Below are 26,302 nucleotides of genomic sequence, written 5' to 3' on the forward strand. Positions count from 1 at the left end.
CAGCGGGACCAGGGTCACTGGAACGGGAACCGGCGACAATGTCCTTTCGGGCGGACCTCAGCCCTGACGCAGAGTCGTGACCATCGCTTCGACCGCGATGCGGGGCTTCACGTTCAAGTCGATCGCCTCGCGGCACTCCAGCACCGCTTCGAGACGGCGCAGGGTCGACTCCGGCGTCCACGCCTGCGCCGCTTCGCGGATCTGGTCGGCGTGGTCGGGGTGGTTGAGCGTCGCGCCGGAGCGGGTCGCCGTCACCAGGACGTCGCGGTAGAAGCCGGCCAGGTCGATCAGGGCCAGGTCGAGCGTGTCGCGCTGGGTGCGGGTCGCGCGGGACTTCTGCTTCTTCTCCAGCTGCTTGACCGCCGCTTCGGCGGCCCGCTTCGCGCCGGCGACGCCCTTGCCGACGCCGTCGCCGCCCATCGCCGTCCGCAGCTCGTTGCGCTCGTCTTCGTCGCGCGTCTTGCTCGCCTCGCCCGCGTCGGCCTCCGCCGCGCTGATCAGCTGGTCGGCGCTCGTGAAGACGTCGCTCGGCCGCCGGAGACCCAGCGGGATCCGCAGCACGGTGGCCCGCCGCTGCCGGGCGGCCTCGTCCGTGGCGAGCCGGCGCGCGCGGCCGACGTGGCCGCCGCACACCGAAGCCGCCCACTGCGCGCGCTCGGGGTCGATGTGGTCGCGGCGCATCAGGACGTCCGCGATCGCCTCCGGCGGCGGCGTCCGCAGCGACACCAGGCGGCAGCGCGAGCGGATCGTCACCGAGACGTCCTCGGGGTGGTCCGACGGCGCGCACAGCAGGAAGACCGTGCGGTCCGGCGGTTCTTCGACGGCCTTCAGCAGCGCGTTCGACGCGCCTTCGGTGAGCCTGTCGGCGTCTTCGATGATCACGACCTGCCAGTGCCCGGTCGTCGGGCGGCGCGCGGCCGCCTGCACCAGGGCCCGCATTTCGGCGACCGAGATGGACAGCCCTTCCGGCACCACGAGCCGGACGTCGGCGTGGGTGCCGGCCATCGTCGTGTGGCAGCCGGGACAGGCGTCGCAGCCGGTCCCGGTGCTGCACTGCAGCGCCGCGGCGAAGGTCCGCGCGGCCACCGAGCGGCCGGACCCGGGCGGGCCGGTGAGCAGCCACGCGTGCGTCATCGCGCCGGGCGGGGCGGGCTCGCCGGCGACGATCTTCGCGGCGGCGGCCGCGGCCGCGCTCAGCGTTTCGACCGCGGGGTCCTGGCCGACGAGCTGGTTCCAGACACCGATCCGCTCGGTCGTCGTCACTTCGCCTCCACGCGAGGCTCTTCCGGGGTTTCGACGGGCAGGGTGACGTCGACGTCGACGTCCAGCGGCAGCGTCACCGGCTTCTCCGTCGTCGGCGCGAGCGCGGACAGGCGGCCGACGAACACGGCGCGCAGCGCGGTGCGGATGCGCTCGGCGACCTCGGCGTCGGTGCCGTCGGCGTCGATCACGACGTAGCGGTCCGGGTCGGCCGCGGCCATCTCGGTGAGCAGGTGCTGGACGCGCCACTGGTCGTTCATCGCGGCCGACCGGTCGCGCGGCGCGCCGTGCGGCGCGGAGTCCAGCAGGACGGTCAGGTCCGGGCGCAGCCGCCCGGTCGCCCAGTCGGCGAGGCCTTCGAGCTCGTCGCTGTCCAGGCCGGCGACGGCCGAGAGATGCGCCAGCGGCGAGTCGACGAACCGCTCCATCACCACGACGGAACCGGCGTCGAGCGCCGGCTGGACGTGCCGCTCGACGATGTCGGCCCGCACCGCGGCGGCGGCCAGCGCCTGGGCCCGCGCGCCGGTCAGCGACGCACCGGAAACGAGGGCGGTGAGCCGCTTGTCGTCGAGGGCCGGATCGGCCGCGACGACGACGGGCCGGGTCCCGCCGCGCATCCAGTCGGCGAGGTTGACGGCCTGGATCGCCGTGTTGATCGCGGTGGTGCCCTCGACGGCGATGAGGAAGCCGTTGACGCGCCGCGGCGTGCGACGCAGCGCGTTGCGCAGGTCCGACAGGATCGGCTCGGTGCGCTTGTCATCCATCTGCCGGTAGGCGAACAGGCCCGCGACCAGCGCGATCGCGGCGCCGCCGAGCATGATCGGCCGGGTGCCGTCGATCGTGACCGGGCTGCCCCAGACGTTGACGGTGTGCGGCGCGACCACGCCGACCAGAACCGGCACCGTGACCGTCGTGCCGAACAGGACCAGCTTCATCATCAGCTGGTAGATCGCGTTGATCCGGCCGCGGATGGCGTCCTCGACGCGGGAGCCGATGATCGTGACACCGGTGAGGAAGGCCGTCCCGGCCCAGAAGCCGACCAGCACCACGGTGATGAGCGAGATCGACAGGTGCGGCGACAACGCCACCAGCGCGAGCGAGAGCCCGGCCGCGATGATGGAGACGCCGAACAACCGGTCGTGCGGGAGCCGTCGGGAGAGCTTGGGCGCGAGCGCCATCCCGGAGGCCAGGCCGAGGAAGACCGCCAGCACCAGGAGGCTGAACGCCGAGTCGCCGGCCAGCAGGCTCGAGGAGTACGGCTTGGCCGAGCCGATCACGGCACCGCCGGCGGCGAACGCGCCGAACGCGCCGACCAGCAGGCCGCGCACGAGCGGCGTGCTGCGGATGAACCGGAAGCCATCGGCGATCATCGTCCCGACGCCGAGCTTCTCCTCGTCGGCCGGCTTGACCTTCTGCTCCGGCAGCACGTGGACGTTGCGCAGGGAAAGTTCGGGGATGCGGGTGGCGATGAGGATCGCGCTGGCCAGGTAGAGCAGGCCCGTGATGATGACGACCAGCTTCGCGATGCTGAGGCTCGCGCTCTCCCCGGGGAAGAGGTGGAAGGTCGTGTTGACGCCGGTGATGATCGCGTTCGCGCCGGCCGCGGTGATGACGGCGAGGCCGTAGGTCATCACCATGCCGAGCTGGTTGGCCGTCTCGACCTGGTCGGGCCGGCGGAGCAGGTTGGGAACCGCCGCCTCTTTCGAGGGAATCCACATGCTCGCCGCGCTGCCGACGAGGAAGTTGCCGACGAGGAGCCACCACGGCGCGCTGACGAAGGCGATGGACAGCAGGAAGCCGCAGCGCAGCAGGTCGGCGACCACCATGACCTTGCGGCGGTCGAACCGGTCCGCGAGCAACCCGCCGACCGGGGCGAACAGCAGCCCCGGTGCCAGGCCCGTCAGGACGACGCCGACGAAGGCGAAGTTCTGCGCGAAGTAGTTGTTCGTCAGCTTCGTGGCCAGGCCGGTGAGGGCGAGGATGTTCAGCCAGTCGGCCACGCTGCACAGGTACGTGACGCCCCAGAGGCGCCGGAACGGTTTGATCGCCAGTACCCGCCGGACCCGGTTGATCGTGGACGCCTCGGCGCCCGACGACGCACCCGGGCCGGCCCCGGGTACCGATCGCACGCCCTCGCTGATACGCCCACCCCACTAGTCACGGCGGTGCCGGACGCCCTCGTGAGGTCGCCCGACCGTGAAGTCAGGGTAGCCCGATCGGCCCTTGCCGCGCGGACGGCCCCGAGGTCCCGGCGGGGCGGGGACCAGCGAGCGGACGCTAGTCGAACAGCCCGGTCACGCTGCTGACCAGGCTGGACACCATCTCGATGGCGACAAAACCGAACACGATCAGCAACGCCACGGCGAGCATGACCCCGGCCGCGCTTGACGACGGCCGGTTGAACGCCGGCATCGACATCGACGGCAGCCGCCGCCGCTTGACGGGCACCACCTCGAGGTCTTCGTCGAAGTCGTCGCCGGTGTCCACGGGCGGCTTCCGCCGCAGTGGCCGCTGCAGCGGCGGCCGGTTCGGCCAGGTGCGCCGCCGGTTCCGCTGCCGTGGCAGCAACCCCATCGGCGGCGCGACTTCCTCGCCGACGGTGCTCGTGGTGCCCGCGGGCGGGATCGCCTCCGGGGTCCTGGCGCCCTCCTCCCGGAGGGTTTCCTCGACCATCCGGCGCACGGCCTCTTCGTCGGGCGCCACCGGCCCGGCCACCGGGATGGCGGCGGGCTCGTGGCCATTCGCGACCGCGGTACGTGGTTCGGGGTCGGCCGTGACGAGCCCCGAGACGGGGTCGGCGAACATTTCGCCGGGTGCTGCGGACAGAGTGCCGTCGCGCTGAGTGAGCTCGGGGGCATTGAAGAAGGGAGCCTCACCGTTCGCGCTCATGGTGACCACCTCACTACTGAATGTCCTCGCCTTTCCAGGGTAGCGACGCTGGCGGATAACGCATCCGCCCAATGGCTCTGTCTCCAGTGGAGGGTCGGTCACGCAGCGCAAGCCCGTGCCCGAACCCCCTGCAGTGTCCAGTCCGCCGGTGGCCGGGTCGACCGCCAATGGTGACGGATTGTAGTGAGTCCCGTCACAGCGGCGTCCGGCGGGCAGGTGGCCGGCGGCTGGCCTTTGCTGACCAGTTTGCCGGGTTCTGGTCGGGTTGGGCACGAGTTCGCGTGGAGACCGGGGTAGCGGACTGCGCCGCCTGGGGGCTTCCGGCAGGGGCTGATCGGACCGCGGCCGATGCGGGTGCGCGCCGGCCGGCGGCGCGCTCCCCCGGAACGCGACCACGCTCGGCCGCGGCGACGGACCGGTCCGCGCCGCGGCACTGCCAGGCCCACGGACGGCGCCCGCCGCGCCGACGCTCGTCCCTTTGCCCGGAAGTCATCGCACCTCTCCGCTCAGGGCACCTCCTCCTGTCCCAGGTCGATCATCTTCCGGCACCAGTCGCGGAGCATGCCGCGGCTGAAGGGGCTCAGCACCAGCTGGCGGAAGCCGTCGCCGCGGTCGAGGGCGGCCAGGGCGAACCTCCCCAGGTCCGTGTCCACCAGGACGAACCCGTGGTCGGGGAACTCCGCGCACAGGCCGCCGAACGCCAGCATGTCCAGGACCGCCGTGCCCGAGCGGGGCCTGGCCAGCACCTCGCGCATCGCCCACACGTCGTCGTCCTGGCCGTCGTGGACCAGGCCGTCGTCGTCGACCGACAACCAGATCGCTCGGGGCGATGCCCCGAACGGCACCTCCGGCAGCTCCGCCACCAGCATCTCCGGCAGCTCCTCGAAATCCGCCAGGTGGATCGCCGTGCGGCCGGGCAGCGAGCCCATCATGAACGCCCGCTCGCCGTCCGCGTAGCAGCGGATGTCCGCCGTTTCGGGCTCGCCGTCGAACACGCCGCACAGCGCCGCCCGCACCGAACCGCGCAGCATCAGCGACACGACCTCGAAGCCGATCTCGTTGAGCTCGCCGTCCTCGCCGAACGGCGTGCCGTCGATCCAGGCCGCCCACGCCGTGTGCCGCTCGACCTCGGCGACCAGGTCCGCCGGGTCGTCCGAGACCGGGCCGTGGACCAGGATTTCGTGGTCGCTGACGTCCGGGTTGTAGAGCCGGTCGACCGGGTCCCGGTCCGGCATCGCCGCCAGCACCGGGCCGGCCGCCAGCTCGAGCAGCTCCCTGGCCGCCGTGCGCTCAGCCATGCCGCCGCCTCTCGCCCGGATCCGGCCCGGCCTCCGCCGGCGAGGCTTCCGAAGACGCCCCCGGAGCAGCCTCCGACGCCGCGGCCGCCTGTCGCGGCTCCGGCACACCGCTGTTCAGCTCGGCCGCCTCGAGGATCGCGTCGCGCACCGTCAAGTCCCGCGGGGCCGCCGCCACCACTCTGTCCACTCCCTCCCCGGCCGTCGTCCGCACCGCTCCTTCCTCCTCACGCATGGCTCTGCACCGCCTCGACGATCCACTGCTCGGCCGTGCTCCGCGAGGCCGGACCCCAGGTCACCGTCCAGCGCCCGGTCCGGCCGACCGCCGCGCTGAACTGGTACCGGCCCAGGTCGTTGTCCACCAGCCCGAACGCGCCGTGCGGGTACTCGGCCAGGATCGCGTCGCGCACCGCGAGGTCGACCAGCACCGTGCCCAGCCGCGGCCGGGCCGCGCACTCCCGGATCTGCTCCACCGCCCGCTCGCACCGGCGCGGGATCAGACCGCCCTCGTCGGTCTCGATGCGCAGGTGCGGCCCGGGTCCCGGCGGCCGGTCGGGCAGGCCGTCGAACACCCAGCCCGGCAGCTCGCTCAGGAAGCCGGACCGCAGCCGCGCGCGGTTGCCCAGCTTGTGCAGCACCGTGGTGTAGTCCTCGTCGCCGAAGAACCGCACCTCCCACGGCTCCCGCCGGGCCGGGAAGACACCGGTGACCACGCCGCGGATGAATCCGCCGCGCAGCGCCCGGTACAGCCCGACCGCTTCCGCCGTGACCTCGCCGCCCGGGGCGAGGCCGATCGCGGCCATCCCGGCGACGAACCGGGTGTACTGCTCCACCTCGTCGGCGAGGCTCGACGCGGTCGAGGAGCGCCGCCCCGGCAGCGGTTCGGTGTCCGCCAGCACCGGCGGGATCTCGAACTCGGGGTCGTAGAACTCCATCACCGAGGGCCGCTCCGGCACCTCGGCCGACAGCGGGGCGATGACCTCGTCGATGACGTCGAAGACGGCGACTGAAGTGTTCACCCCTCGATTGAACACCCTGGCACCGACAATTTCTCGCACATATGTTCGAGTGGGTGATGTCGGTCGGTGAACGGTCGCCGAGCGGCTCAAGCATGCTCCGGCACCCGCCCTTCGACGAAGTCCGCGAGCCGCTCCACGGTGCCGGGCAGCCACCAGAGGCGACGGTGGCCGCCCCGCGGTCTGCCCAGGGCCGCCAGGTGCCGTCCGCGGTCGTCGTCGACGAACGCGAGCATCTCCCACCGCGAAGGCACGCCGTCGCGGGCGATGTCGAACTGGACGGTGCCGCGCCGGGGCCGCCGCAGGTCGTCCATGAGATCGAGGACGAGGCACTCCTGCCCGGGCTCGAGCACGCCCCGCCCGTCGGCGTCGAGGCACAACCCCTCGCCCGGCGCCGGCGGCAGGGGAGGCAGGCGCGTCAACGCCAGGCGGAGCAGCTCCGCGACGCCGCCCGGCGAAGGCCCGGACAGGCGCAGGCCGTCCCCGGCGATCCCGAACTTGGCCCGGTCGTCGAAGAAGGCCGAAGTCCACGGCTCGTCGGCCATCGCGACGGCGACGCCGCAGACGCCGCCGGTGCCGATGAAGCCGGTGAGCGACTCCATCATGTCCACGGCGGTGGCACTGCCGGCGGCCGCCGCCCGGACCGGCTTGAGGATCTTGGTGGTCACCGTGTGCACGGTGCGTGGTGTCTTGGTCACGCGTCCATGGAACCCGGGACCACCGACAATTTCCCGAACATCCGTTCGAGAGGTCACCCGAAAGTGTGGCCGGACACCATGAAGGCCCCTGGCGTACCAGGGGCCTTCATGAGCGGTCCTACTTGGCCTTCGTGGCCGTCGAGCTGCGCTTCGTCGTCGTGGACTTGGCGGCCGCGGCCTTGGCGGTCTTGCTCGTGCCCGCCTTGACCGTCTTCGCCGTCGTCGACGCCGGCTTGCGCGCCGGCGCCTTCCGCTTCGGCGCCGGCCCCTTCGCCCGCTTCTCGGCCAGCAGCTCGGACGCCCGCTCCGCGGTCAGCGACTCGATCTCGTCGCCCTTCCGCAGGGTCGCGTTGTACTCGCCGTCGGTCACGTACGGGCCGAACCGGCCGTCCTTGACGACCATCGGCTTCTTCGAGACCGGGTCCTCGCCGAGCTCCTTGAGCGGCGGCTTCGCCGTCGCGGACCGCCCACGCTGCTTCGGCTCCGAGTAGATCTTCAGCGCCTCTTCGAGCGTGATCGAGAAGAGCTGGTCCTCGGTCGACAGCGAGCGCGAGTCCGTGCCCTTCTTCAGGTACGGCCCGTAGCGCCCGTTCTGCGCGGTGATCTCGTCACCGGACTCCGGGTCCTTGCCGACCACGCGCGGGAGCGAGAGCAGCTTCAGCGCGTCTTCCAGCGTGATGGTCTCGATGTCCATCGACTTGAACAGCGAGCCCGTACGCGGCTTCGGCGCCTTCGCCTTCAGCGCCTTCTTCTGCGCGGCCGTGGCGTCTTCGGGGATCTCGATCTCCGGCAGCACCTCGGTGACGTACGGCCCGAAGCGGCCTTCCTTCGCGACGATGTCGTGCCCGCTCACCGGGTCGGTGCCCAGCGTGCGGCCCTCCTGCGGGGTCGCGAACAGCTTCTCCGCGATCTCCTGCGTCAGCTCGTCCGGCGGCAGGTCCTCGGGCAGGTTCGCGCGCTGCGACTCGCCGTTGACCTCGCGCTCGAGGTACGGCCCGTAGCGCCCGACGCGGACCACGACCGTGTGCCCGTCGGCGTCGCTGAACAGCGGGATCGAGTTGATCTCGCGCGCGTCGATGTCCTCGACGCTGCCCTCGACCAGCTTCTTCAGCCCGCCCAGGCGGCCGATCGAGCCGTCGACACCCATGTCGCCGCCGAAGTAGAACTTCGACAGCCACTGCGCGCGCTGCTCGTCACCGGCCGCGATGCGGTCGAGCTCGTCCTCCATGCCGGCGGTGAAGTCGTAGTCGACGAGCCGCTCGAAGTGCCGTTCCATCAGGCCGATCACGGCGAACGCGACCCACGACGGGACGAGCGCGGAGCCCTTCTTCCAGACGTAGCCGCGGTCCTGGATCGTCTTGATGATCGACGCGTACGTCGACGGGCGGCCGATGCCCAGCTCTTCCAGCTTGCTGACCAGGCTCGGCTCCGAGTACCGCGCCGGCGGCGAGGTCGTGTGGCCGTCCGGGTTCAGGTCCGACGCGGTGAGCGCCTGGTCCTTCTCCAGCACCGGCAGGCGGCTCTGCTTGTCGTCGGCCTCGCCACCGGTCTCGGTGTCGACGGCCTCGACGTACGCCTTGAGGAAGCCCGCGAAGGTGATCGTGCGGCCCGAAGCCGCGAAGGTGCACTCCTCGCCCGAAGTCGCGTTGCCGACGATCCGCACGGACATCGTGGTGCCCTTGGCGTCCGCCATCTGCGACGCGATCGTGCGCTGCCAGATCATCTCGTAGAGCCGGAACTCGTCGGTGTCCAGCTCGCCCGCCACCTGGCCCGGCGTGCGGAAGACCTCGCCCGACGGCCGGATCGCCTCGTGGGCCTCCTGCGCGTTCTTGACCTTGCGCGTGTACTGGCGCGGCGACGGCGAGACGTACTCCTTGCCGTACAGCTGCGTGGCCTGGCTGCGCGCGGCCGAGATCGCCGACTCCGACAGCGTCGTGGAGTCGGTACGCATATAAGTGATGTAGCCGTTCTCGTACAGCTTCTGCGCTATCCGCATGGTGCGCTCGGAGGTGAACCGCATCTTGCGGCCGGCCTCCTGCTGCAGCGTCGAGGTCATGAAGGGCGCGTACGGCTTGCGCGTGTACGGCTTCTCTTCGACGCTCGCGACCTTGAAGTCACGCTGCTTCAGCGCTTCGGCCAGGCGCCGGGCGTCGGCCTCCGCGAGCACGCGGACCTCGGTGTTCGACGCCTTGAGCTGCCCGTCCGACCCGAAGTCGCGGCCGGTGGCCAGGCGCGCGCCGTCGACGGCGACCAGGCGCGCGGGAAAGTTTCGCGGCGACGCTTCTTCGCCCGCGTCCATCGTCGCCGAGATGTCCCAGTACGACGCCGAGGTGAAGCGCATCCGCTCGCGTTCGCGCTCGACCACGATCCGGGTCGCCACCGACTGCACGCGGCCCGCCGAGAGCTTCGGCATGACCTTCTTCCACAGCACCGGCGAGACCTCGTAGCCGTAGAGGCGGTCGAGGATGCGGCGGGTCTCCTGGGCGTCGACGAGGTCGGCGTCGAGCTCGCGGGTCGAGTCGGCGGCCGCGCGGATGGCCTGCTCGGTGACCTCGTGGAAGACCATCCGGCGGACCGGGACCTTCGGCTTCAGCGTCTCGAGCAGGTGCCACGCGATGGCTTCGCCCTCGCGGTCGGGGTCCGTGGCGAGGTAGAGCTCGTCGACGTCCTTGAGCAGGCCCTTGAGCTCGGTGACCTTGGACTTCTTGTCCGGGGTGACCACGTAGAGGGCCTTGAAGCCGTTGTCGACGTCGACGCCGAGGCGCGCCCAGGACTCGCCCTTGTACTGGGCCGGCACGTCGGCAGCGCCACGCGGCAGGTCGCGGATGTGCCCGACGGAGGACTCGACGACGTACCCGCCGCCCAGGTAGGGGGCGATCTTGCGGGCCTTCGTCGGGGACTCGACGATCACCAGCCGCCGGTGCCCGGCGCCGTTGCCCGCCGAGGCTCCGTTCTTCTTGGTCCGTGCTCCTGCCACGCTGTCCTGCTCTCCGCTCATCTCGTCCCGCCAGGCGGAACTGCACCACGTCCCTGCCAAGGGCCCGCGTCTCGACCTGCCAGTGTGCACGCTGTTCCGGCCCGGACGGCGCGGAGGTGGCCCAACACGCCGCCGGTCCTGTGCCCAGCGCATCGCCGCTGACCTCGACGATGTTTCCCCAACGTACCTGCCACGTGATTTCGGCCACGTCCCGCGCAGCCTAGCGCGTGACCGTCCGGATACCCTCCGTTCGACGGTGGTGAGCGCGGGGACGTCACCGCTTCACTGGTTTCCCCGCCCAGCCGAAAGGATCCGCCATGACCCGACGCCTCCTCGGCGCCCTGCTCACCGCCGCGACCGCCACAGTATTACTGGGGACGACCCCGGCAAGCGCGGCCGCGGCGAACTTCGCCGGCACGGTAGCGCTGTCCAACTGCTCGGGCTCGGTGGTCAAACCGGCCGCGACGCCCGACTCCGCCCCCGCACTCGTCCTGTCCAACGGGCACTGCCTCGAGACCGGCTTCCCGGCGCCCGGGCAGGTCATCACCAACCGGTCGTCGAGCCGGACGTTCACGCTGCTGAACTCCAGCGGCGGCAACGCGGGCACGCTGCGGGCCAGGAAGATCGTCTACGGGACGATGACCGACACCGACGTGTCGCTCTACCAGCTCACCACCACCTACGCGCAGATCAAGTCGAGCTACGGGATCTCGCCGCTGGAGCTGTCCAACGCGCACCCGACGGCCGGCGCCGCGATCGACGTCGTCTCCGGCTACTGGAAGCGGATCTACTCCTGCACCATCGACGGGTTCGTCTACCGGTTGAGGGAGGGCAGCTGGACCTGGAAGGACTCGATCCGCTACACGTCCGCGTGCCAGACCATCGGCGGCACGTCGGGCTCGCCGATCGTCTCCGGCGGCAAGGTCGTCGGCGTGAACAACACCGGCAACGAGGACGGCGAGCGCTGCACGGAGAACAACCCGTGCGAGGTCGACCAGGCCGGGAACGTCACCGTGCACTACAAGACGAACTACGGCCAGGAGACCTACGGCATTCCCGCGTGCCTCACCTCGGCCAACGAAATCGCCCTCACGCAGGCCGGCTGCACCCTGCCCCGACCCTGACGCGCCACCCGCGCCCGGTCAGGCCGTGCTCGTCACGGCCTCCGGGTGCGGGACCGGCTTCGGTGCCGCGCCCGGCCACGCCGCTTCGGCGCCCGGTGGCGGTTCCCCGATCAGTTCCAGCAGCGCCTCCAGACGGCGTTTCCCGGTGACTTTGACGGCCGGGACCTCGGCCTTCGGGCCGGTCAGCTTCGCCGTGACGCCCAGCGGCGTCAGTGCCTCGACCAGCCGCTCGTGCATACCCGGCGCCAGCGGGTCGACGCCCAGCAGGTAGCCCTGCGTGCCGGGGCGGCCGCCGGCGAGCACCCACATCCGCAGCATCGCCCCGCTCAGCCGGAAGCCGTCCGGCACCGCCTTGCCCGAGTCGTCCTCCGCCGGGCCCGCGCAGCCCGCACGCAGCCACCGCAGCGCCAGCGGGAGCAGGTCGACGCGGAAGGACGTGCGGACCTGCGGGTTGCCGCAGTCGGCTTTCGAGACCTGGGCGTCGGCGCCGCGGCAGCGGAACTCGCGCGCCAGGACGTGCGCCCGCCACGGCTCCTCGACGACCACCGACAGCCGGGCGGCCGTGCGCCCGAAGCCGGTGATCTGGCCGTGGCAGCACAACAGGCCGGCCAGGTCGCCCAGGCCCGGCCCGCTGGCCTCGGCGGAAAAGAGCGAGATCGTCCGATCCACCGCGCCATACTAGAACACAAGTTCGATTCGGCGCGAGATCTTCACCTGGGCGGTTGATCGAGCTGGCGGCACGCCGGAGCGCGCTGCTCCGCCGCGGCCAGCGCCGGCACGCCCTTGAGGCCCGTGAGGTAGTCGAGCGCGTCGATGCGGTCGAGCGTGGCCTTGGCCTCGCCGAGCGCCTCCTTCGTCGCCGCCGCGTCGCCGCGAACGGCGTCGATGCGCTGCCGGGCGTTCTCCGCCTGCGTGCGGATCTCGGCGAACTGGCCGATGACGTGCTCGCGGCCGCCGTCCGCGGACGGCACCGGAGGCGCGCCGAGCGCGTTCAGGCCGGCCAGGCTCTGGTCGAGACCGCCGACCACGGACGAAAGCAGGTCACTGGACGTCCGGGACGCCTGCGCCGGCGTGCTGGGGTCGACGGTCGGCAGGGCCGCCAGTGCGCGGACGAGGTGCGTCACCGCACCGCAGTAGGCGTCCGCCCATCTCGCCGCGGGGTCGGCCTGCGGCACCACGGTCGTCACCGACAGACCCTGGTCCCGCGCCGGCGACTGCGCGGGAGCCTGCTGCCCGCAGCCGGCGAGGCCGATCGTGATCGTCGTGGTTAGGGCGGCGAAGACGGTTGACCGCGGCCGCACCTGAACACCTCCTGCTCGACGACGTCCCGGAAGGGCCGACGGTACCGACTCGGTGCTGCTTCGCAAGTCGCCGAGCCAGTGTGGGATGGCCTGACACGCCCCGGGCCCGGCACGCGACGCTGCGTGCCGGGCCCGGGGTGGTTCGTCAGGCCTTGACCTCGGCCGGCGTGTCGGAGATGACGGTGCCCCGCCGCTTCGACACCACGATCGCCGCCACGATCACCGCGACCGCGACGAGCGAGATGATGATGCGCACCGCGGTGTTGGCGTCCGGGCCGATCGAGAACTGCACGACGGCGGGCGCGATCAGCACGGAGACCAGGTTCATCACCTTGATCAGCGGGTTGATCGCCGGGCCGGCGGTGTCCTTGAACGGGTCACCAACGGTGTCACCGATGATGGTGGCCTCGTGCGCGGACGAGCCCTTGCCACCGTGGTTGCCGTCCTCGACCAGCTTCTTCGCGTTGTCCCACGCGCCACCGGAGTTGGCGAGGAAGATCGCCATCAGGGTGCCGCAGGCGATCGCGCCGGCCAGGTAGCCGGCGAGCGCGCCGGTGCCGAGGCCGAAGCCGACCGCGATCGGGGCGAAGACCGCCAGCAGACCCGGCGTCGTCAGCTCGCGCAGCGAGTCGCGCGTGACGATGTCGACGACCTTGCCGTACTCGGGACGGGTGGTGCCCTCCATGATCCCCGGGATGTCGCGGAACTGGCGGCGCACCTCGTAGACCACCGCGCCGGCCGCACGGGAGACCGCGTTGACGGCGAGGCCGGAGAAGAGGAACACCACGGCCGCACCGATGATCACGCCGACCAGCGTGTTCGGGCTGACGATCTCGTTGACGAACGACTTCGCCGCGTCGAGACCGGTGACCACGCCGTTGCCCATGCCCGACAGCGTCTTCGTGATCGCGTCCGAGTAGGACCCGAACAGCGCCGTCGCGGCGAGGACCGCCGTGGCGATCGCGATGCCCTTGGTGATCGCCTTGGTGGTGTTGCCGACCGCGTCGAGCTCGGTGAGGATCTGCGCGGCCTTCTCGTCGACGTCACCGGACATCTCGGCGATGCCCTGCGCGTTGTCCGAAACCGGGCCGAAGGTGTCCATCGCGACGATGACGCCGACCGTGGTCAGCAGGCCGGTGCCGGCCAGCGCCACGGCGAACAGCGCGATGCCGCCGCCCAGCAGGTAGGCGCCGAACACGGCCGCGCCGATCACGATCGCGGTGTACACAGCGGACTCGAAGCCGACCGAGATGCCGGACAGGATGACCGTCGCCGGGCCGGTTTCCGAGGTGCGGCCGACGTCCTTGACCGGCTTGTACTCGGTGCCGGTGTAGTAGCCGGTCAGCTTCAGGATGACCGCGGCGAGCACGATGCCGATGATCACCGCGACGGTCGCGATGACCGCCGGGTTGCCCGAACCCTCGAAGCCCGCGCCGAAGTCGGAGAAGCTGCTCGGCAGGTACACGAACGCCGCGATCGCCGACAGGACGGCGGAGATGACCGCGGAGATGTAGAAGGAGCGGTTGATCGTGACCAGGCCGCCCTCACCCGCGCGCGCCTTGGTGATGTAGACACCGATGACGGCGGTGATCACGCCGATCGCCGGCACGATCAGCGGGAAGATCAGGCCGTGCACGCCGAAGGCGGTGCTGCCCAGGATCAGCGCGGCGACCAGCATGACGGCGTAGGACTCGAAGAGGTCCGCGGCCATGCCGGCGCAGTCGCCGACGTTGTCGCCCACGTTGTCCGCGATGGTCGCGGCGTTGCGCGGGTCGTCCTCCGGGATGCCCTGCTCGACCTTGCCGACCAGGTCCGCGCCGACGTCGGCGGCCTTGGTGAAGATGCCGCCGCCGACACGCATGAACATCGCGATCAGCGCGGCGCCGAAGCCGAAGCCCTCGAGCACCTTCGGCGCCTGGCCCGTGTAGACGAGCACGACGACCGCGGCACCGAACAGGCCGAGTCCGACGGTGATCATGCCGACCACGCCACCGGTGCGGAACGCGACGCGCATCGCCTTCTCGCGGCCGCCCTCCTCACGCGAGGCGGCGGCGACCCGCAGGTTCGCCTGCGTGGCCAGCCACATGCCGAGGTAGCCGATCGCGAACGAGAAACCCGCACCGACCAGGAAGAAGATCGAACGGCCGATCTTCTCGTTCCAGTCGTCCGCGGGAAGGATGAAGAGCAGGAGGAACACGATCACGCCGAAGATGGCGAGGGTGTTCCGCTGCCGCTTGAGGTAAGCGGCCGCGCCTTCCTGCACCGCCTTGGCGATGTCCTGCATCTTGGCGGTGCCCTGGCCTGCGGCCAGCACCTCCTTGAGCAGGACGTAGCCGATGACGAGTGCGGCAAGCGCGACCACGGCGACTACACCGACAATCGTGTAGCCACCTCCGGAGAGCGTGATGGACCCGCCCTCCGCGAGGAACTGCCGTGACATTCGTCCTCCAGGAGACGTCGCCGTGCGCCAGCGTCGACGGCAAGCCGAGGGTTCGACACGGCCGGCGCTGGCATGGACCCTGTACCGAGCGACACGCTAGCCGTGCGGCGATGCACGTCTCGCATGACGCTCACCACAGAGGGTGTGGATTGCGGGAGTGTATTGGTATCGCAACCAGCGCCTTTAAGGCGTCCCCGGGACAGCACATTCCGTTACCTTGTGAGCCTCCTCACTTGATCGATCCCTCTGGCCGGATTCCGTTGGCGCTCCGGTGATCTCCGGAACTGTCGTACCCCTGTGCCAAGCTCGGCGGGTGGACGAATCACGGGGCCGGCGGCTGCTGGGGCGGGTGACCGCCGGCATCCCCGCGCGCGAAGACCCGGTCACGCACGTCGCGGACCTGCCGGGCCGGTCCGCGACGTGCGTGCCGTGGCCGTCGTGGGCCGACCCGGCGGTGGTGAGCGCGTTCGGTGACTGCGGCGTCTCGCTGCCGTGGGCGCACCAGGCGGAGGCGGCGTCGCACGCGTACGAGGGCCGCCACGTCGTGATTTCGACCGGCACGGCGTCGGGCAAGTCGCTCGCCTACCAGCTGCCGGTGCTGTCGCGGCTGGCCGCGGGCGAGAAGGCGAACGCGCTGTACCTGTCGCCGACGAAGGCGCTGGGCGCGGACCAGCTGCGATCGGTGTCCTCTTTGGACATCCCCGGCGTGCGGGCGGCGTCCTTCGACGGGGACACGCCGATGGTCGAGCGCGACTGGGTGCGCGCGCACGCCAACTGGGTGTTCACCAACCCGGACATGCTGCACCGCGGGATCCTTTCGCAGCACGGGCGATGGGCGACTTTCTTCCGGCGGCTCAGCTGCGTCGTCGTCGACGAGTGCCACAGCTACCGCGGCGTCTTCGGTTCGCACGTCGCTCTGCTGCTTCGCCGGCTTCGGCGCGTTGCCGAGCACTACGGCGCTTCGCCGGTGTTCGTACTCGCGTCGGCTACTACGGCTTCGCCTGCTTCGTTCGCTTCGCGGTTGACCGGCGTGCCTTGTGTCGCGGTGACGGAGGACGCCTCGCCGCGCGGCGCCCGGACGGTGGTGTTGTGGGAGCCGCCGCTGCTGGAGGAACTGACCGGGGAGAACGGCGCGCCGGTCCGGCGTTCGGCGGGCGCGGAGACGTCGCGGATCCTGGCCGACCTGGTCGTCGAAGGCGCGCGGTCACTGGCGTTCATCCGGTCCCGGCGGGGCGCCGAGCTGGCCGCGCTGGGTGCGCGTCGCATACTGTCCGAAGTGGACCCTGCCCTGGCGGAAACCGTTGCGGCGTATAGGTCTGGCTACCTACCGGAGGAGCGTCGCGCGTTGGAAGCGGCGTTGTTGTCGGGCCGGTTGCTGGGCGTCGCGACGACCAACGCCCTGGAGCTCGGCGTCGACATCGCGGGGCTGGACGCGGTGGTGCTGGCCGGCTACCCGGGCACGCTCGCGTCGTTCTGGCAGCAGGCCGGACGGGCGGGTCGGTCCGGCGACTCGGCGCTCGTGGTGTTCGTCGCGCGGGACGACCCGCTCGACACGTATCTGGTGCACCACCCGGCGGCGTTGCTGTCGCGGCCGGTGGAGACGGCAGTGCTCGACCCGGCGAACCCGTACGTGCTGGCGCCGCAGCTCGCGTGCGCCGTGGCCGAGCTGCCGCTGACCGTCCCCGAGCTGGAGATGTTCGGCGGGGAGGCGGCCCGGGAGGTGCTGGCCGAGCTGGCGGAGCAGAAGCTGCTGCGGCGCCGGTCGAGCGGCTGGTACTGGACGTCCCGCGACCGGCCGCACGCCGAGGTCGGGATCCGCGGCACGGGCGGCGAGCAGATCGCGGTGGTCGAGTCGGACTCCGGGCGGATGCTGGGCACGGTCGACCCGGGGTCGGCGTGCTTCGCGGTCCACCCCGGCGCGGTGTACCTGCACCAGGGGTCGTCGTACGTCGTCGACGAGCTGGACCTGGAGACGGGACTGGCGATGGTCCACGCGGAGAACCCGGACTGGACGACGACCCCGCGCGAGATCGTGGACATCGCGGTGCTGAGCACGCAGGAGAAGCAGGAGTTCGGCGGGGTGAGCGTGTGCCTCGGCGAGGTGGCGGTGACGTCGCAGGTGGTCGGCTACCTGCGGCGGCGGCCGTCGGGTGAGGTGCTGGACCACACGCCGCTGGACCTGCCGGAGCAGAGCCTGCGCACGCGGGCGGTCTGGTACACGATCTCGTCTTCGCTGCTGGGGCCGGCCGTCGCCGCCGGAGGACGTCCGAGGGCTTCGGCGGCGGTTTCCCGCGGGTCTGGGGCCGATGGTGAGGCGGGGACCGGGGGCCATCGGGTGGGGACCGAATCTGCGGGGCCGGCGGGGACCGGGGAGGAACCCCTGGCGAACGGTCGGGGGCCCGTTCACGAGGGTGGCAGGGCACCGGGGAGTGCCGGACTGATTCCGGCACGAGTCCCCGGTGCCCTGCATGCCGCCGAGCACGCGGCGATCGGCCTGCTACCGCTGTTCGCTACGTGCGACCGATGGGACATCGGCGGGGTGAGTACCGCGTGGCACGAAGACACCGGGGAGGCGACGGTGTTCGTGCATGACGGCCATCCCGGGGGTGCGGGATTCGCCGAACGCGGTTATGCCGCGATTGTCCCGTGGCTGGCCGCAACGCGGGAGGCGATCGTCTCCTGCGAGTGCCCGACGGGATGCCCGTCCTGCGTCCAGTCGCCGAAGTGCGGGAACGGCAACGATCCGCTGGACAAGGCGGGGGCAGTGGCTGTCTTGGGAACCGTGCTCGGGGCGTTGCGTCAACACGGTGCCTAGACGGCCACATGGTGGTTCATGGAGTTGTGCCGTGCTCCGCCTCGGCCGGGCTGGGACCGGCCGTCGGCGGTGGTTCGGGTGGTTCAGGCCGCGGTGGACTGGACCAGCTGCGGGGCTTCGGCACCAGCCAGGGCGCGGACGAGCACGTCGTGCACCTCGGCGGCGTCCGGCAGCTGCCAGCCGCAGACCTCGGGCTTCACGCGCCAGTGCACGACACCGTGCTGGAACGGCGACGGCGGCAGCGGGATCCAGCTGTCCTTGCCGTGCCACTGGATCGACGGGCGGGCGGCCAGCTCGGCCGGCACGTGGTCGGCGACGGTGGTGAGGAAGAGCCACCGGCCGTTCGGCAGCGCGATGATCGGGGCGGGGTGCCCGATGGCGCGCAGCAGGCGGCAGGCGCGCTTGCCGAGTTCGTCGTCGACCTCGATGGCGTCGAGGACGGTGCCGGTGGCGACGAGGAGGCTGTGGGTCCGGTCGGAGAACCAGGTGGCGACCTCGTGGGCGTGGGTGCCGATCTGCTCGCGCCAGGCGTCACTGGCCGGGACCGGACGGCGCCAGGTGAGGTCGTCGCCTTCGGTGAGCGGAGCGGGGTTGACGCCCGGGAGCACCGGCCAGCCACGCCAGGCGAGACCGATCGCCTCCGCCCGCAGTTCGATGCGGAAGGCGCCGCGCCAGCTGTCCGGCCAATTCGCGTCCAACATTGTCTTTCCTGCCTTAGGTTCCGGTTCTCCGCGACCCGCTGGGACCCTGCCGTGGTGTCGCACATCTCACTTAACGGCAAGTTGCACATTGCCCGGAACCCCCGCGCGACAACCGGTGGTTACGCGGCGATGAACGCCCGGTAGTCCCTACGGCCCGACCGAACCCGGCGGCTGCGGATCGACGGTGAGCGGCAGCCGCCCACAGACCGTTCGTCGTGCGAATCCCCAGGAGCGGGACCTTGTTGATCGGCTGGGCGGCGGCTTTCGCGCGGGGTATCGGCCCAGGTGAGCAGCGTGTTCGACCGCTCGCCGTGCACTACCGACCGCTGCCCGTGACAATTGGCCACTTATCGTCCGCCCGGACGGATCAGCCGGTCACCGTGGCATACCGACCGGTCGGCGTCCGCCGAGCGGGCGGCACGTGAGGGTCCCGGTGAGCGGTCGGCGGCCACGGTGAGGTGGCGCCGGTGGTCGTGGTAGCGCCGGTAGTCGTGGTGGCACCGGTGGTCGTGGTGGCGCCGCCCGGGCGGTGGTGCAGGCGGATTGCCCGGGTGGGGCGGCTCGGCTCTGGCCGACGCCGGCCACGGTGGCCAGCCGATTGGTCGGCGCGCCTCGCTGACCAGCTGGTCTCGGCAGCTGGTCGGTGAGTCCGGCGAGCCCCTGGTCACCCAGCCGTCACGGCGGCTGGCCGGTGGGTCCGGCTCGGGCCCTGGCGGAGGGGCCGGGCAGGCCGCCGAATGTCAGGCCCGGTGCCTGCACCTCTACGAAGGCGTCCAGTTGCTGCCATCTGCACGTCACCAGCGTGACCGCCATGCGGTCCGCGATCCACCTCGCGCGCTCGCAGGCCTGGGTTGGGCCTTCTGCCGCGTGTGAGGCCGCTGCGAGTGCGCCCAGGTCGGCGGCTGTCTCCGCTCGGTGACGGGCGAGGACCGCGGCCGCTAGCCAGCAGCCGAGGACCGCTACTCCGGTCAGTGCGGCCACCGCCATCGCCGTCCAGATGGTGGCCACGCCGCTGTCCGGGCTTTCGTCAGCCGGGCGCATCGGCGGCCTCCGTTCCCGGTTCGGCCACCGCGTACGCCGTTGCGTTCAGGTTGATCGACGGCAGTAGGCCGCCCGCTGGGTGGGCGCTCACCTCGACCGTTATCGCGTCGCCGTCGTGGCGGATGGCGAGGTTCGCGCCCGGTGGGGCGATCTGGTGGACCGCCGACGCCGCCTCTTGGGGCTGGCCTCTGGCCACCAGCCGCGCTGCCTCGCGGGCCGCGTCCGTGCAGCGGAGCTGGCTCGTCAGGACCGTGAGGCCTGCGACCAAGAGGACCGTCACCAGCGTGAGACCGGCCAGGCCGAGAGCTGCTTCGACCGTCACCGCCCCTTCGTCTCTTCGGCTCACGACGGCACCGTCAGGGCCTTCATGACCAGGTTCGTCAGCCACGAGACGACCGAGTCGCCGGTGAGGAGCGTGTAGAGGACGGCCGCGAAAGCCGCGACGGCGACCGTGACGATCGCGTACTCGACCGTGGTGGAACCGTCGTCGGAGCGGGGCGCGCGCATGGGTTTCCCTTCAGTACTTGTCGGTGGTCAGAAGAGCGGGCCGAGACGTCCGGCCAGGCCGATCACGACCGGCAGCACGCCCAGGCAGAAGAAGGCCGGCAGGAAACACAGGCCGACGGGCAGTGCCAGGGCCACGCCGGCTCGTTCCGCGCGTTCCTCCGCTTCGGTGGCGAGCTCGTCGCGGAACCGTCCGGCGAGGTCGGCGGCCGCCGTGGCGAACGCGGCCCCGGAACGGGATGTCCGGATCGCCGCGGCCGCCAGTTCGCCGAACCCCGCGACGGTTTGCACCGGTGCCCAGGCCTCCTCGGCGGTGGAGCCGAGGGCGAGCAGGCCGGCGGTCGAACGGAGGGCCGCGCCCGCCTCGGTCGGCGCGGTGTCGGCTACCGCGTCGAGCGCCGAGGGCACCGGCAGTCCGGCACGGAGGCAGGCCGAGAGGAGATCCAGCGTTCCAGCGAGCCGGAGCTTGGCCGCTGTGCCGAGGGTGGGTGCGCGCGGCTGCCGAGTGCGGCGAATGGCCCACCACCCGGCGGCGGTTACCAGGGCGCCCACGACCACGCCGGGCAATCCGCCGATGAGGATTGCCGTCGAGATGCCGCCGACGGTGGTCGCGAGGTGGGGGATCGCTCGGGGCCACTTGGGGGGTTCGGGGGCTGGGGTGCCGGACAGCCAGGCGAATCGCCTCGCGGCGGCCGAGTCGGTCGGCCAGATGAGGAGAGCCGCGGCGCAGAGAAGGAGGGCGGTCGCGGTCATCGGAGGTTCGCCCGGCTCGTTAATGCCCTGCACCATGCTGTTCCCGCCCAGAGCAGGATGCTGCCCGCCACCAAGAGCAGCTGGCCCGGTGCGCTGTCTGTCAGGACCTGCAGCGGGGATGCGCCCATCACCTGACCGAGCAGCACGCACAGCGCTGGGAGGCCGGTGAGGACCGCCGCGCTTGCTTGGGGGCCTGCCAGCTTCGCGCGGGTTCGGCGGGCTGATGTCAGCCTTGCCTCCGCGTCGCGGTGGGTGGCTTGCAGGACCTCTGCCATCGGGAGGCCGTGGCGCTTGGCCAATGTCCACGCCGTCGCCAGTTCGGGGAGGGCCGGTGCCTTCAGCTCTCCGTCCAGGCGGGCCGATGTGGCCAGCGCGTGCAGATCCTTTGCCAGCGCTGGGACCACCTCGGCCGCTGCCTCTGCCGCCGTCACCGGGTGGGCGCCGGAACGCAGCTCCGAGATCATCGTGCGCAGGGCCGTTGCCGTGTGGGCTGCCAGCTCTGTTTCCGCGGCCGTGCGGCGATGGGCTTGCCGCTCTTGGTGCCAGGCCAGCGTCAGGACTCCCGCCGCAATCGCTCCTCCCGCGCCTGCCAGGAGGCCCGCCACGGCCGCGGGGAGCAGCCATCGGAGTACGCGCCACACGTCGGGGAAGCGGAACGTCGCCGGTGGCTCGAGCGCGGCCTGGAGACGGCTCGGGGCCGCGGGCCAGCACGCCAACGCCGCTCCCACGCACAGCGGGAACCACGGGGTGATCATCGCGGCCTCCGGCCTGGGAAGTGGAGCGGGCTCAGCATGCGATCGCTCCCGTCGTGACGAAGAGGTGGCGGTCGACCGTCCAGCGGCCCGCGCGCCACACCGGGACGACTCGGGCGCGGCCGTGTTCGGGCCGCAGCACCCCCACTTCGGCAAGGCGTCGCCTGCCGCCAGGGTCGCGACGCATGTGGAGGACCACGCGGATCGCCGCGACGAGCTGGCTGTGGACCGCGTCACGGCCCAAGCCGCCCAGTGCGGCCAGTGCCTCCATGCGGGCCGGCACCTCGGCCGGGGAGTTGGCGTGGACCGTGCACGCGCCGCCGTCGTGGCCCGTGTTCATCGCCGCCAGTAGCGCGCCCACCTCGGCGCCGCGGACCTCGCCGACCACCAGGCGGTCGGGTCGCATGCGCAGGGCCTGGCGGACGAGCTCCGGCAGGCCCACCGCGCCCGCACCCTCCACATTGGCCGGCCGGGCGACGAGGCTGACGAACTGCGGGTGCGCCGGGTGCAGCTCGCCGGCGTCCTCGACGCACACGATCCGCTCGGCCGGGTCGACCGCGCCGAGCAGCGCGGCCAGGAGGGTCGTCTTGCCCGCGCCCGTGCCGCCCGTGACGAGGAACGCCATTCGGCGGGAGACGACCGACCGCAGCACCTTCGCGCCGTTCTCGTCGAACGCGCCGAGTTCCTGCAGCGAAGCCAGGTCATGCGACGCCGGGCGGAGGACGCGCAGCGACAGGCACGTGCCGTTCGCCGCGACCGGTGGGAGCACGGCGTGCACGCGGATGCGGCCGTGGGGGCCGGCCCCGGGGAGCCAGCCGTCCACATAGGGCTGTGCGTCGTCGAGGCGGCGCCCGGCCGCCAGCGCGAGGCGCTGGGCCAGCCGGCGGACGGCTTCTTCGTCCTGGAACCGGATGCCGGTGCGGGTCAGGCCTTCCGGGCCGTCCGTCCAGACCTCGGCCGGCCCGGTGACGAGCACGTCGGTCGTCGCCGGGTTCTCCAGGAGCGGGGCCAACGGGCCGGCGCCGACGAACTCGTCGCGGGCCCGGCGGGCCGCATCCAGCACCGCGTCGTGGCCGAGTGCGCCGCCGGCTTCGGCCCGGACGGCCGTCGCGACGGCGACCGGATCGGCTTGGCGACGGTCGCCGGCGAGACGGTTGCGGACGCGGTCGACGAAGTCGGTGGTCACGGTCTCACCCCCGTGGCCGGGGTATCGCCGGAGTCGGCCGTCACGCGGGTGCCGGCCAGCACGGTCAGGAGGTTCGCCGCGCTTACCGGGCCGCGGCCGGCGATGGCTGTGGGCAGCGGAAGCTCCGCTAACGGGCGGCGGTCACCGGAGCGGGCCGTCACGCCGGTGCCTGTCGGCACCGTCAGGAGGTTCGCCGCGCTTACCGCGCCGCGGCCGGCGATGGCCGTGGACAGCGGAAGCTCCGCTACTGAGCGGCGGTCACCGGAGCGGGCCGTCACACGAGTGCCTGTCGGCACCGTCAGGAGGTTCGCCGCGCTCACCGGGCCGCGGCCGGCGATGGCCGTGGACAGCGGAAGCTCCGCTACTGAGCGGCGGTCACCGAAGTGGGCCGTCACACGAGTGCCCGCCAACACGGTCAAGAAATTCACCGCGCTCAGCGGGCCGCGGCCGGCGATGGTCGTGGGCAGCACGAGTTCTCGCGCATGGCGGCGGTCGACGAAGTCGGTGGTCACCGTCGCACTCCCGTCGCCGGGGTGTTACCCGCGTGGGCCGTCACGCGGGTGCCTGCCAGCACCGTCAGGAAGTTCGCCGCGCTCTGGGGGCCGCGGCCGGCTAGCGCCAGGACCGTGGGCAGCAGGAGCTGGGCCACCCTGATCGGTGGGGCCGGCGGGTGGAGGCCGGCGCTCATCGGGCTGCCGCCCGGGCTTCGCGGCGTGCCACCGTCAGGATCTCTGCTGCCGCTGTTGCCAGGGGGCCCGCCGGTTTGGCCGGGAACTCGCCGCGCTCGATTGCTGTTGCCAGGCCGCGCTCGGGCTCCATCGATGCCAGCAGCGGCGGGCCGAGGAGGCCGGCCGTCCGGTCTGCCGCGACGCCGGTGCTGGACCGTCCACACGCGACCACGCCGAGGCGGGCCGTCAACGCCGAGAGTTGCCGCAGCACCTGTTTCGCCGCCATGCAGGCGCGGAACTCCACCGGCACCAGCAGCACGACGAGGTCGGCCACCGCGACCGCTTCCGCCGCCGCGTCGCCCAGTGCGCGCGGGAGGTCGCAGACCACCGTGCGGCCCGACCGGCGGCCGGCCGCGAGGACCGCCGACAGGGACTCGACCGCGGGGCCTTCGCCCTGCCGGCCGCAGGCCAGCACCGGCAAGCTGCCTCCGCGATGCCTTCGCTGCGGGAGCGCCGCCGCGAGCGACGACACCGAGACGCGGCCGCTCAGCCGGACCTCCGACCAGCGTGGCCCCGGGGTCTTTTCCAGTCCCAGCAACAGGTCCAGCCCGCCGCCGAGGGGATCGCAGTCGGCCAGCAGCGCGCCGCCCGGCTCCCGGTCGGCCGCCAGCGCCAGCGCCGCGGCGAAGACGGACGCGCCCGCGCCGCCCCGACCGCCGACCACGCCGAGCACCAGGCCGGCTTCCTCCGCCGGGGTCTCGACGACGTCGGCGAAGGCGCCCGCGAGCTCGGTCTCCTCGTCCGGCAACGAGATCACGCGCTCGACGCCGCCGCGGAACGCGCTCTCCCACGTCCGCGGCCCCGGACTGCCCTTGCAGACCAGGAGGATCCCGGCCCGCCTGGGCAGCACGGGTGGCAGCCGCGCGGCTTCTTCGTCGAGCACCACCAGCGGCGCTCTGGCCCAGTGGCCGCGGGCCGCCGTCAGGTCCGGTGCCCGGTCGAGCTCGCAGCCCGCGACCGCGGCCACGCGCAGGATTTCGTCGAGCACGGTTTCGTCCGCGGCGACCACGAGCGGTCGTTCCCCCGTCATGTGTTCCTCCCCCGTCGTCGGTGCGGGCCGTGGGTGGCCCGGGTTCCACCGTCGCGGGCGGCGGCTCGGGGGCGCAACGGGTCGGACGGGCGGCTGTGGACAACCGGGGTGTTGTGGACAACTGGGGCCCGGCGGGCGGCTCGGGAGCCGGTTCTGCCGGTGGGGTGTGGCAAGATCGCGCCCGCCCGCGACGCACGTGCGGCGGGAAAGCCGGACGAATACCCGCATTCGAAGGTTTCGACCAAATCGAAGAATGCGCGAGACCGCCTGGGGAAACGGAACCGAGAAAGGTAAGAGGAAGGCAAATCGGCGCGCGCCGAAGGGCCGAACCGAAAGGTAAGAGGAAAGTTAAGAGGGCGGCCCCCGCCAGGGGGGAGGGACGGGGGCCGCCGTGGGTTCAGCCCCGGGGGGTCGGACTGAACCGGCCCGGTTGGACACCGGGCTCCATCACTGTAACTCCGCCGGTGGCCGGTTCGCGCGCCGGGCGAGGCACACAGTTCGATAACGGCACAGCGCGCCGGAAGTGCCTTCCTGTCATGGATTTTCCGCCCGCCGCGCCGCGCGGGTGGTGGATCAACGGGACGCGCCGCGATCAAGCTCCTATCCTGGGCACGTGGCCGAACCGAGCAGTGCGCCGTCGCGCATCCGGAAGCCGGGCCCGGAGCACGCGGTGGCCGCGTTCTTCGACCTGGACAAGACGATCATCGCCTCGTCGAGCGCGCTGGCGTTCAGCAAGCCCTTGCTGAAAGAAGGATTGATCAACCGTCGCGCCGCGTTGCGCAGCGCCTACGCGCAGCTGGTGTTTTCGCTCGCCGGCGCCGACGAAAACAAGACCGAGCGGCTGCGGGCCGAGGTTTCCGCGCTGTGCGCGGGCTGGGACGTCGCCCAGGTTTCGGCGATCGTCCGCGAAACCCTGCACGACGTCGTCGACCCGCTCGTGTACGCGGAGGCGGCGGAGCTGATCGCGCGCCACCGCGAGGACGGGCACGACGTCATCGTGCTGTCGGCGACCGGCGAGGAGGTCGTCGCGCCGGTGGCGGAAATGCTCGGCGCGACCCGCAGCGTCGCGACGCGGATGCAGATCGTCGACGGCCGCTACTCCGGCGAAGTCGACTTCTACTGCTACGGCGCCAACAAGGCCGTCGCCGCGAAGCAGCTCGCCGCGACCCACGGCTACGACCTCGCCGAGTGCTTCGCCTACACCGATTCGAGCACCGACATCCCGCTGCTCGAGGTCGTCGGGCACCCGCACGCGGTCAACCCGGACAAGCTCCTGCGGCGCGAGGCCCTCGAGCGCGGGTGGCCGATCCTGGCCTTCGAGCGGCCGATGTCGCTGCGCAGCCGGCTCCCGGCCCGGTCGGCGGGAATGGTCGCGCTCGGCGTCGGCGCGGTGGCGGCCGGGGCGACCTGGTACGGCCTCAACCGTCGCCGTCGGTCCCGATAGCCGATCAGCCGCCACCCACACGGCCGCAGGGCCTCCGCTTTGCTTGGCCCAGCCCCGAATTGTCCGTCGCGCAGGGTGCCGGTGTCACCCGATCCAGCCTCTGTACCGGTGCACCCATCCGCGCACTTGAAGTGACCGGGCTCACGGCGTAGAAAGTAGGTGCGGACGTTCGGTCGGCCAGGGAGCAGGTAGAAGAGAAGCCTGTTCCACCCCGGCAAACCTCCGTGCGCGGACTCCGGGTACCCACGCGCAGCGCGCCGCGGGAGGCTCGTCGTCTAGGGACTGCGTAGTGGGACGCCACACGCCGAGTCCATGTAGGTACGACCAGAGTTGCACGCTTGGTCGCCC

Annotated in this window: 23 protein-coding genes; 3 read left to right on the forward strand and 20 right to left on the reverse strand. The window is 71.9% G+C overall.

Features of this window, described 5'->3' with window-relative positions:
- Positions 1 to 57 precede the first annotated feature (57 nt).
- From AB0J40_RS42625 to topA, 8 genes are all read right to left on the reverse strand, one after another.
- Complete coding sequence (locus tag AB0J40_RS42625) at positions 58 to 1,263, reverse strand: DNA polymerase III subunit delta' (RefSeq protein WP_364465479.1); 1,206 nt, start codon at positions 1,261 to 1,263, stop codon at positions 58 to 60.
- Complete coding sequence (locus tag AB0J40_RS42630) at positions 1,260 to 3,389, reverse strand: dTMP kinase (RefSeq protein ID WP_364465481.1); 2,130 nt, start codon at positions 3,387 to 3,389, stop codon at positions 1,260 to 1,262. Before AB0J40_RS42630 ends, AB0J40_RS42625 begins: the two co-directional genes overlap by 4 nt.
- A gap of 148 nt (positions 3,390 to 3,537) precedes the next feature.
- Entirely contained in the window at positions 3,538 to 4,149 is a 612-nt protein-coding gene (locus tag AB0J40_RS42635; RefSeq protein ID WP_364465483.1) for a hypothetical protein, read from the reverse strand.
- A gap of 506 nt (positions 4,150 to 4,655) precedes the next feature.
- Complete coding sequence (locus tag AB0J40_RS42640; RefSeq protein WP_364465485.1) at positions 4,656 to 5,447, reverse strand: hypothetical protein; 792 nt, start codon at positions 5,445 to 5,447, stop codon at positions 4,656 to 4,658.
- Positions 5,440 to 5,679 carry a hypothetical protein gene (locus AB0J40_RS42645; RefSeq protein ID WP_364465486.1) on the reverse strand — a complete coding sequence of 80 codons (240 nt, stop codon included), beginning with the start codon at positions 5,677 to 5,679 and terminating at the stop codon, positions 5,440 to 5,442. Before AB0J40_RS42645 ends, AB0J40_RS42640 begins: the two co-directional genes overlap by 8 nt.
- A complete protein-coding gene (locus AB0J40_RS42650) occupies positions 5,672 to 6,463 on the reverse strand; it encodes an ESX secretion-associated protein EspG (RefSeq protein ID WP_364465488.1) in 792 nt (263 codons plus the stop codon). The genes AB0J40_RS42645 and AB0J40_RS42650 overlap by 8 nt, the downstream gene beginning before the upstream one ends.
- A gap of 86 nt (positions 6,464 to 6,549) precedes the next feature.
- Positions 6,550 to 7,158 carry a hypothetical protein gene (locus AB0J40_RS42655; protein WP_364465490.1) on the reverse strand — a complete coding sequence of 203 codons (609 nt, stop codon included), beginning with the start codon at positions 7,156 to 7,158 and terminating at the stop codon, positions 6,550 to 6,552.
- A 118-nt stretch (positions 7,159 to 7,276) separates the two neighbouring features.
- The gene (topA, locus tag AB0J40_RS42660; protein WP_364465492.1) at positions 7,277 to 10,156 is read right to left on the reverse strand and encodes a type I DNA topoisomerase; all 2,880 of its coding nucleotides are present in this window, start codon (positions 10,154 to 10,156) and stop codon (positions 7,277 to 7,279) included.
- Between the two features lie 296 nt (positions 10,157 to 10,452).
- Here topA and AB0J40_RS42665 point away from each other — a divergent pair, with 296 nt between their 5' ends.
- The gene (locus AB0J40_RS42665) at positions 10,453 to 11,259 is read left to right on the forward strand and encodes a serine protease (RefSeq protein ID WP_364465494.1); all 807 of its coding nucleotides are present in this window, start codon (positions 10,453 to 10,455) and stop codon (positions 11,257 to 11,259) included.
- Positions 11,260 to 11,277: 18 nt separating this feature from the next.
- Here AB0J40_RS42665 and AB0J40_RS42670 read toward each other — a convergent pair whose 3' ends face one another.
- The 3 genes from AB0J40_RS42670 to AB0J40_RS42680 all read right to left on the reverse strand — a co-directional run bounded on the left by AB0J40_RS42670 (position 11,278) and on the right by AB0J40_RS42680 (position 15,000).
- The gene (locus AB0J40_RS42670; RefSeq protein ID WP_364465496.1) at positions 11,278 to 11,928 is read right to left on the reverse strand and encodes a hypothetical protein; all 651 of its coding nucleotides are present in this window, start codon (positions 11,926 to 11,928) and stop codon (positions 11,278 to 11,280) included.
- 41 nt (positions 11,929 to 11,969) lie between these two features.
- Positions 11,970 to 12,560, reverse strand: a complete 591-nt coding sequence (locus tag AB0J40_RS42675; RefSeq protein ID WP_364465498.1) for a hypothetical protein — start codon at positions 12,558 to 12,560, stop codon at positions 11,970 to 11,972.
- A 145-nt stretch (positions 12,561 to 12,705) separates the two neighbouring features.
- Positions 12,706 to 15,000, reverse strand: a complete 2,295-nt coding sequence (locus AB0J40_RS42680; RefSeq protein ID WP_364465500.1) for a sodium-translocating pyrophosphatase — start codon at positions 14,998 to 15,000, stop codon at positions 12,706 to 12,708.
- Between the two features lie 349 nt (positions 15,001 to 15,349).
- Here AB0J40_RS42680 and AB0J40_RS42685 point away from each other — a divergent pair, with 349 nt between their 5' ends.
- Positions 15,350 to 17,815, forward strand: coding sequence for a DEAD/DEAH box helicase (locus tag AB0J40_RS42685; protein ID WP_364465620.1), 2,466 nt, complete (start codon positions 15,350 to 15,352; stop codon positions 17,813 to 17,815).
- 83 nt (positions 17,816 to 17,898) lie between these two features.
- On the opposite strand, the gene AB0J40_RS42690 is transcribed toward AB0J40_RS42685, so the two are convergent.
- The 9 genes from AB0J40_RS42690 to ssd form a co-directional block, all read right to left on the reverse strand.
- Entirely contained in the window at positions 17,899 to 18,516 is a 618-nt protein-coding gene (locus AB0J40_RS42690) for a bifunctional DNA primase/polymerase (protein ID WP_364465502.1), read from the reverse strand.
- A 675-nt stretch (positions 18,517 to 19,191) separates the two neighbouring features.
- Entirely contained in the window at positions 19,192 to 19,557 is a 366-nt protein-coding gene (locus tag AB0J40_RS42695) for an Rv3654c family TadE-like protein (RefSeq protein WP_364465504.1), read from the reverse strand.
- A complete protein-coding gene (locus AB0J40_RS42700) occupies positions 19,544 to 19,879 on the reverse strand; it encodes a TadE family type IV pilus minor pilin (protein WP_364465622.1) in 336 nt (111 codons plus the stop codon). Before AB0J40_RS42700 ends, AB0J40_RS42695 begins: the two co-directional genes overlap by 14 nt.
- A gap of 20 nt (positions 19,880 to 19,899) precedes the next feature.
- Positions 19,900 to 20,064, reverse strand: coding sequence for a DUF4244 domain-containing protein (locus AB0J40_RS42705; protein ID WP_091389387.1), 165 nt, complete (start codon positions 20,062 to 20,064; stop codon positions 19,900 to 19,902).
- Positions 20,065 to 20,091: 27 nt separating this feature from the next.
- Positions 20,092 to 20,814 carry a type II secretion system F family protein gene (locus tag AB0J40_RS42710; RefSeq protein ID WP_364465507.1) on the reverse strand — a complete coding sequence of 241 codons (723 nt, stop codon included), beginning with the start codon at positions 20,812 to 20,814 and terminating at the stop codon, positions 20,092 to 20,094.
- Positions 20,811 to 21,569: a type II secretion system F family protein gene (locus tag AB0J40_RS42715; RefSeq protein ID WP_364465509.1), complete on the reverse strand. Its 759-nt coding sequence runs from the start codon at positions 21,567 to 21,569 to the stop codon at positions 20,811 to 20,813. The genes AB0J40_RS42710 and AB0J40_RS42715 overlap by 4 nt, the downstream gene beginning before the upstream one ends.
- Positions 21,570 to 21,600: 31 nt before the next feature.
- Positions 21,601 to 22,752 (reverse strand): TadA family conjugal transfer-associated ATPase, encoded by a 1,152-nt coding sequence (locus AB0J40_RS42720; RefSeq protein WP_364465511.1) that lies wholly within the window; start codon positions 22,750 to 22,752, stop codon positions 21,601 to 21,603.
- Entirely contained in the window at positions 22,749 to 23,264 is a 516-nt protein-coding gene (locus tag AB0J40_RS42725) for a hypothetical protein (RefSeq protein WP_364465513.1), read from the reverse strand. Before AB0J40_RS42725 ends, AB0J40_RS42720 begins: the two co-directional genes overlap by 4 nt.
- Positions 23,265 to 23,436: 172 nt before the next feature.
- Entirely contained in the window at positions 23,437 to 24,510 is a 1,074-nt protein-coding gene (gene ssd / locus AB0J40_RS42730; RefSeq protein ID WP_364465515.1) for a septum site-determining protein Ssd, read from the reverse strand.
- A gap of 613 nt (positions 24,511 to 25,123) precedes the next feature.
- Here ssd and AB0J40_RS42735 point away from each other — a divergent pair.
- Complete coding sequence (locus AB0J40_RS42735) at positions 25,124 to 25,954, forward strand: HAD family hydrolase (protein ID WP_364465517.1); 831 nt, start codon at positions 25,124 to 25,126, stop codon at positions 25,952 to 25,954.
- Positions 25,955 to 26,302 lie beyond the last annotated feature (348 nt).

This window comes from Amycolatopsis sp. NPDC049691, assembly GCF_040675005.1.
Taxonomy (GTDB): Bacteria; Actinomycetota; Actinomycetes; order Mycobacteriales; family Pseudonocardiaceae; genus Amycolatopsis.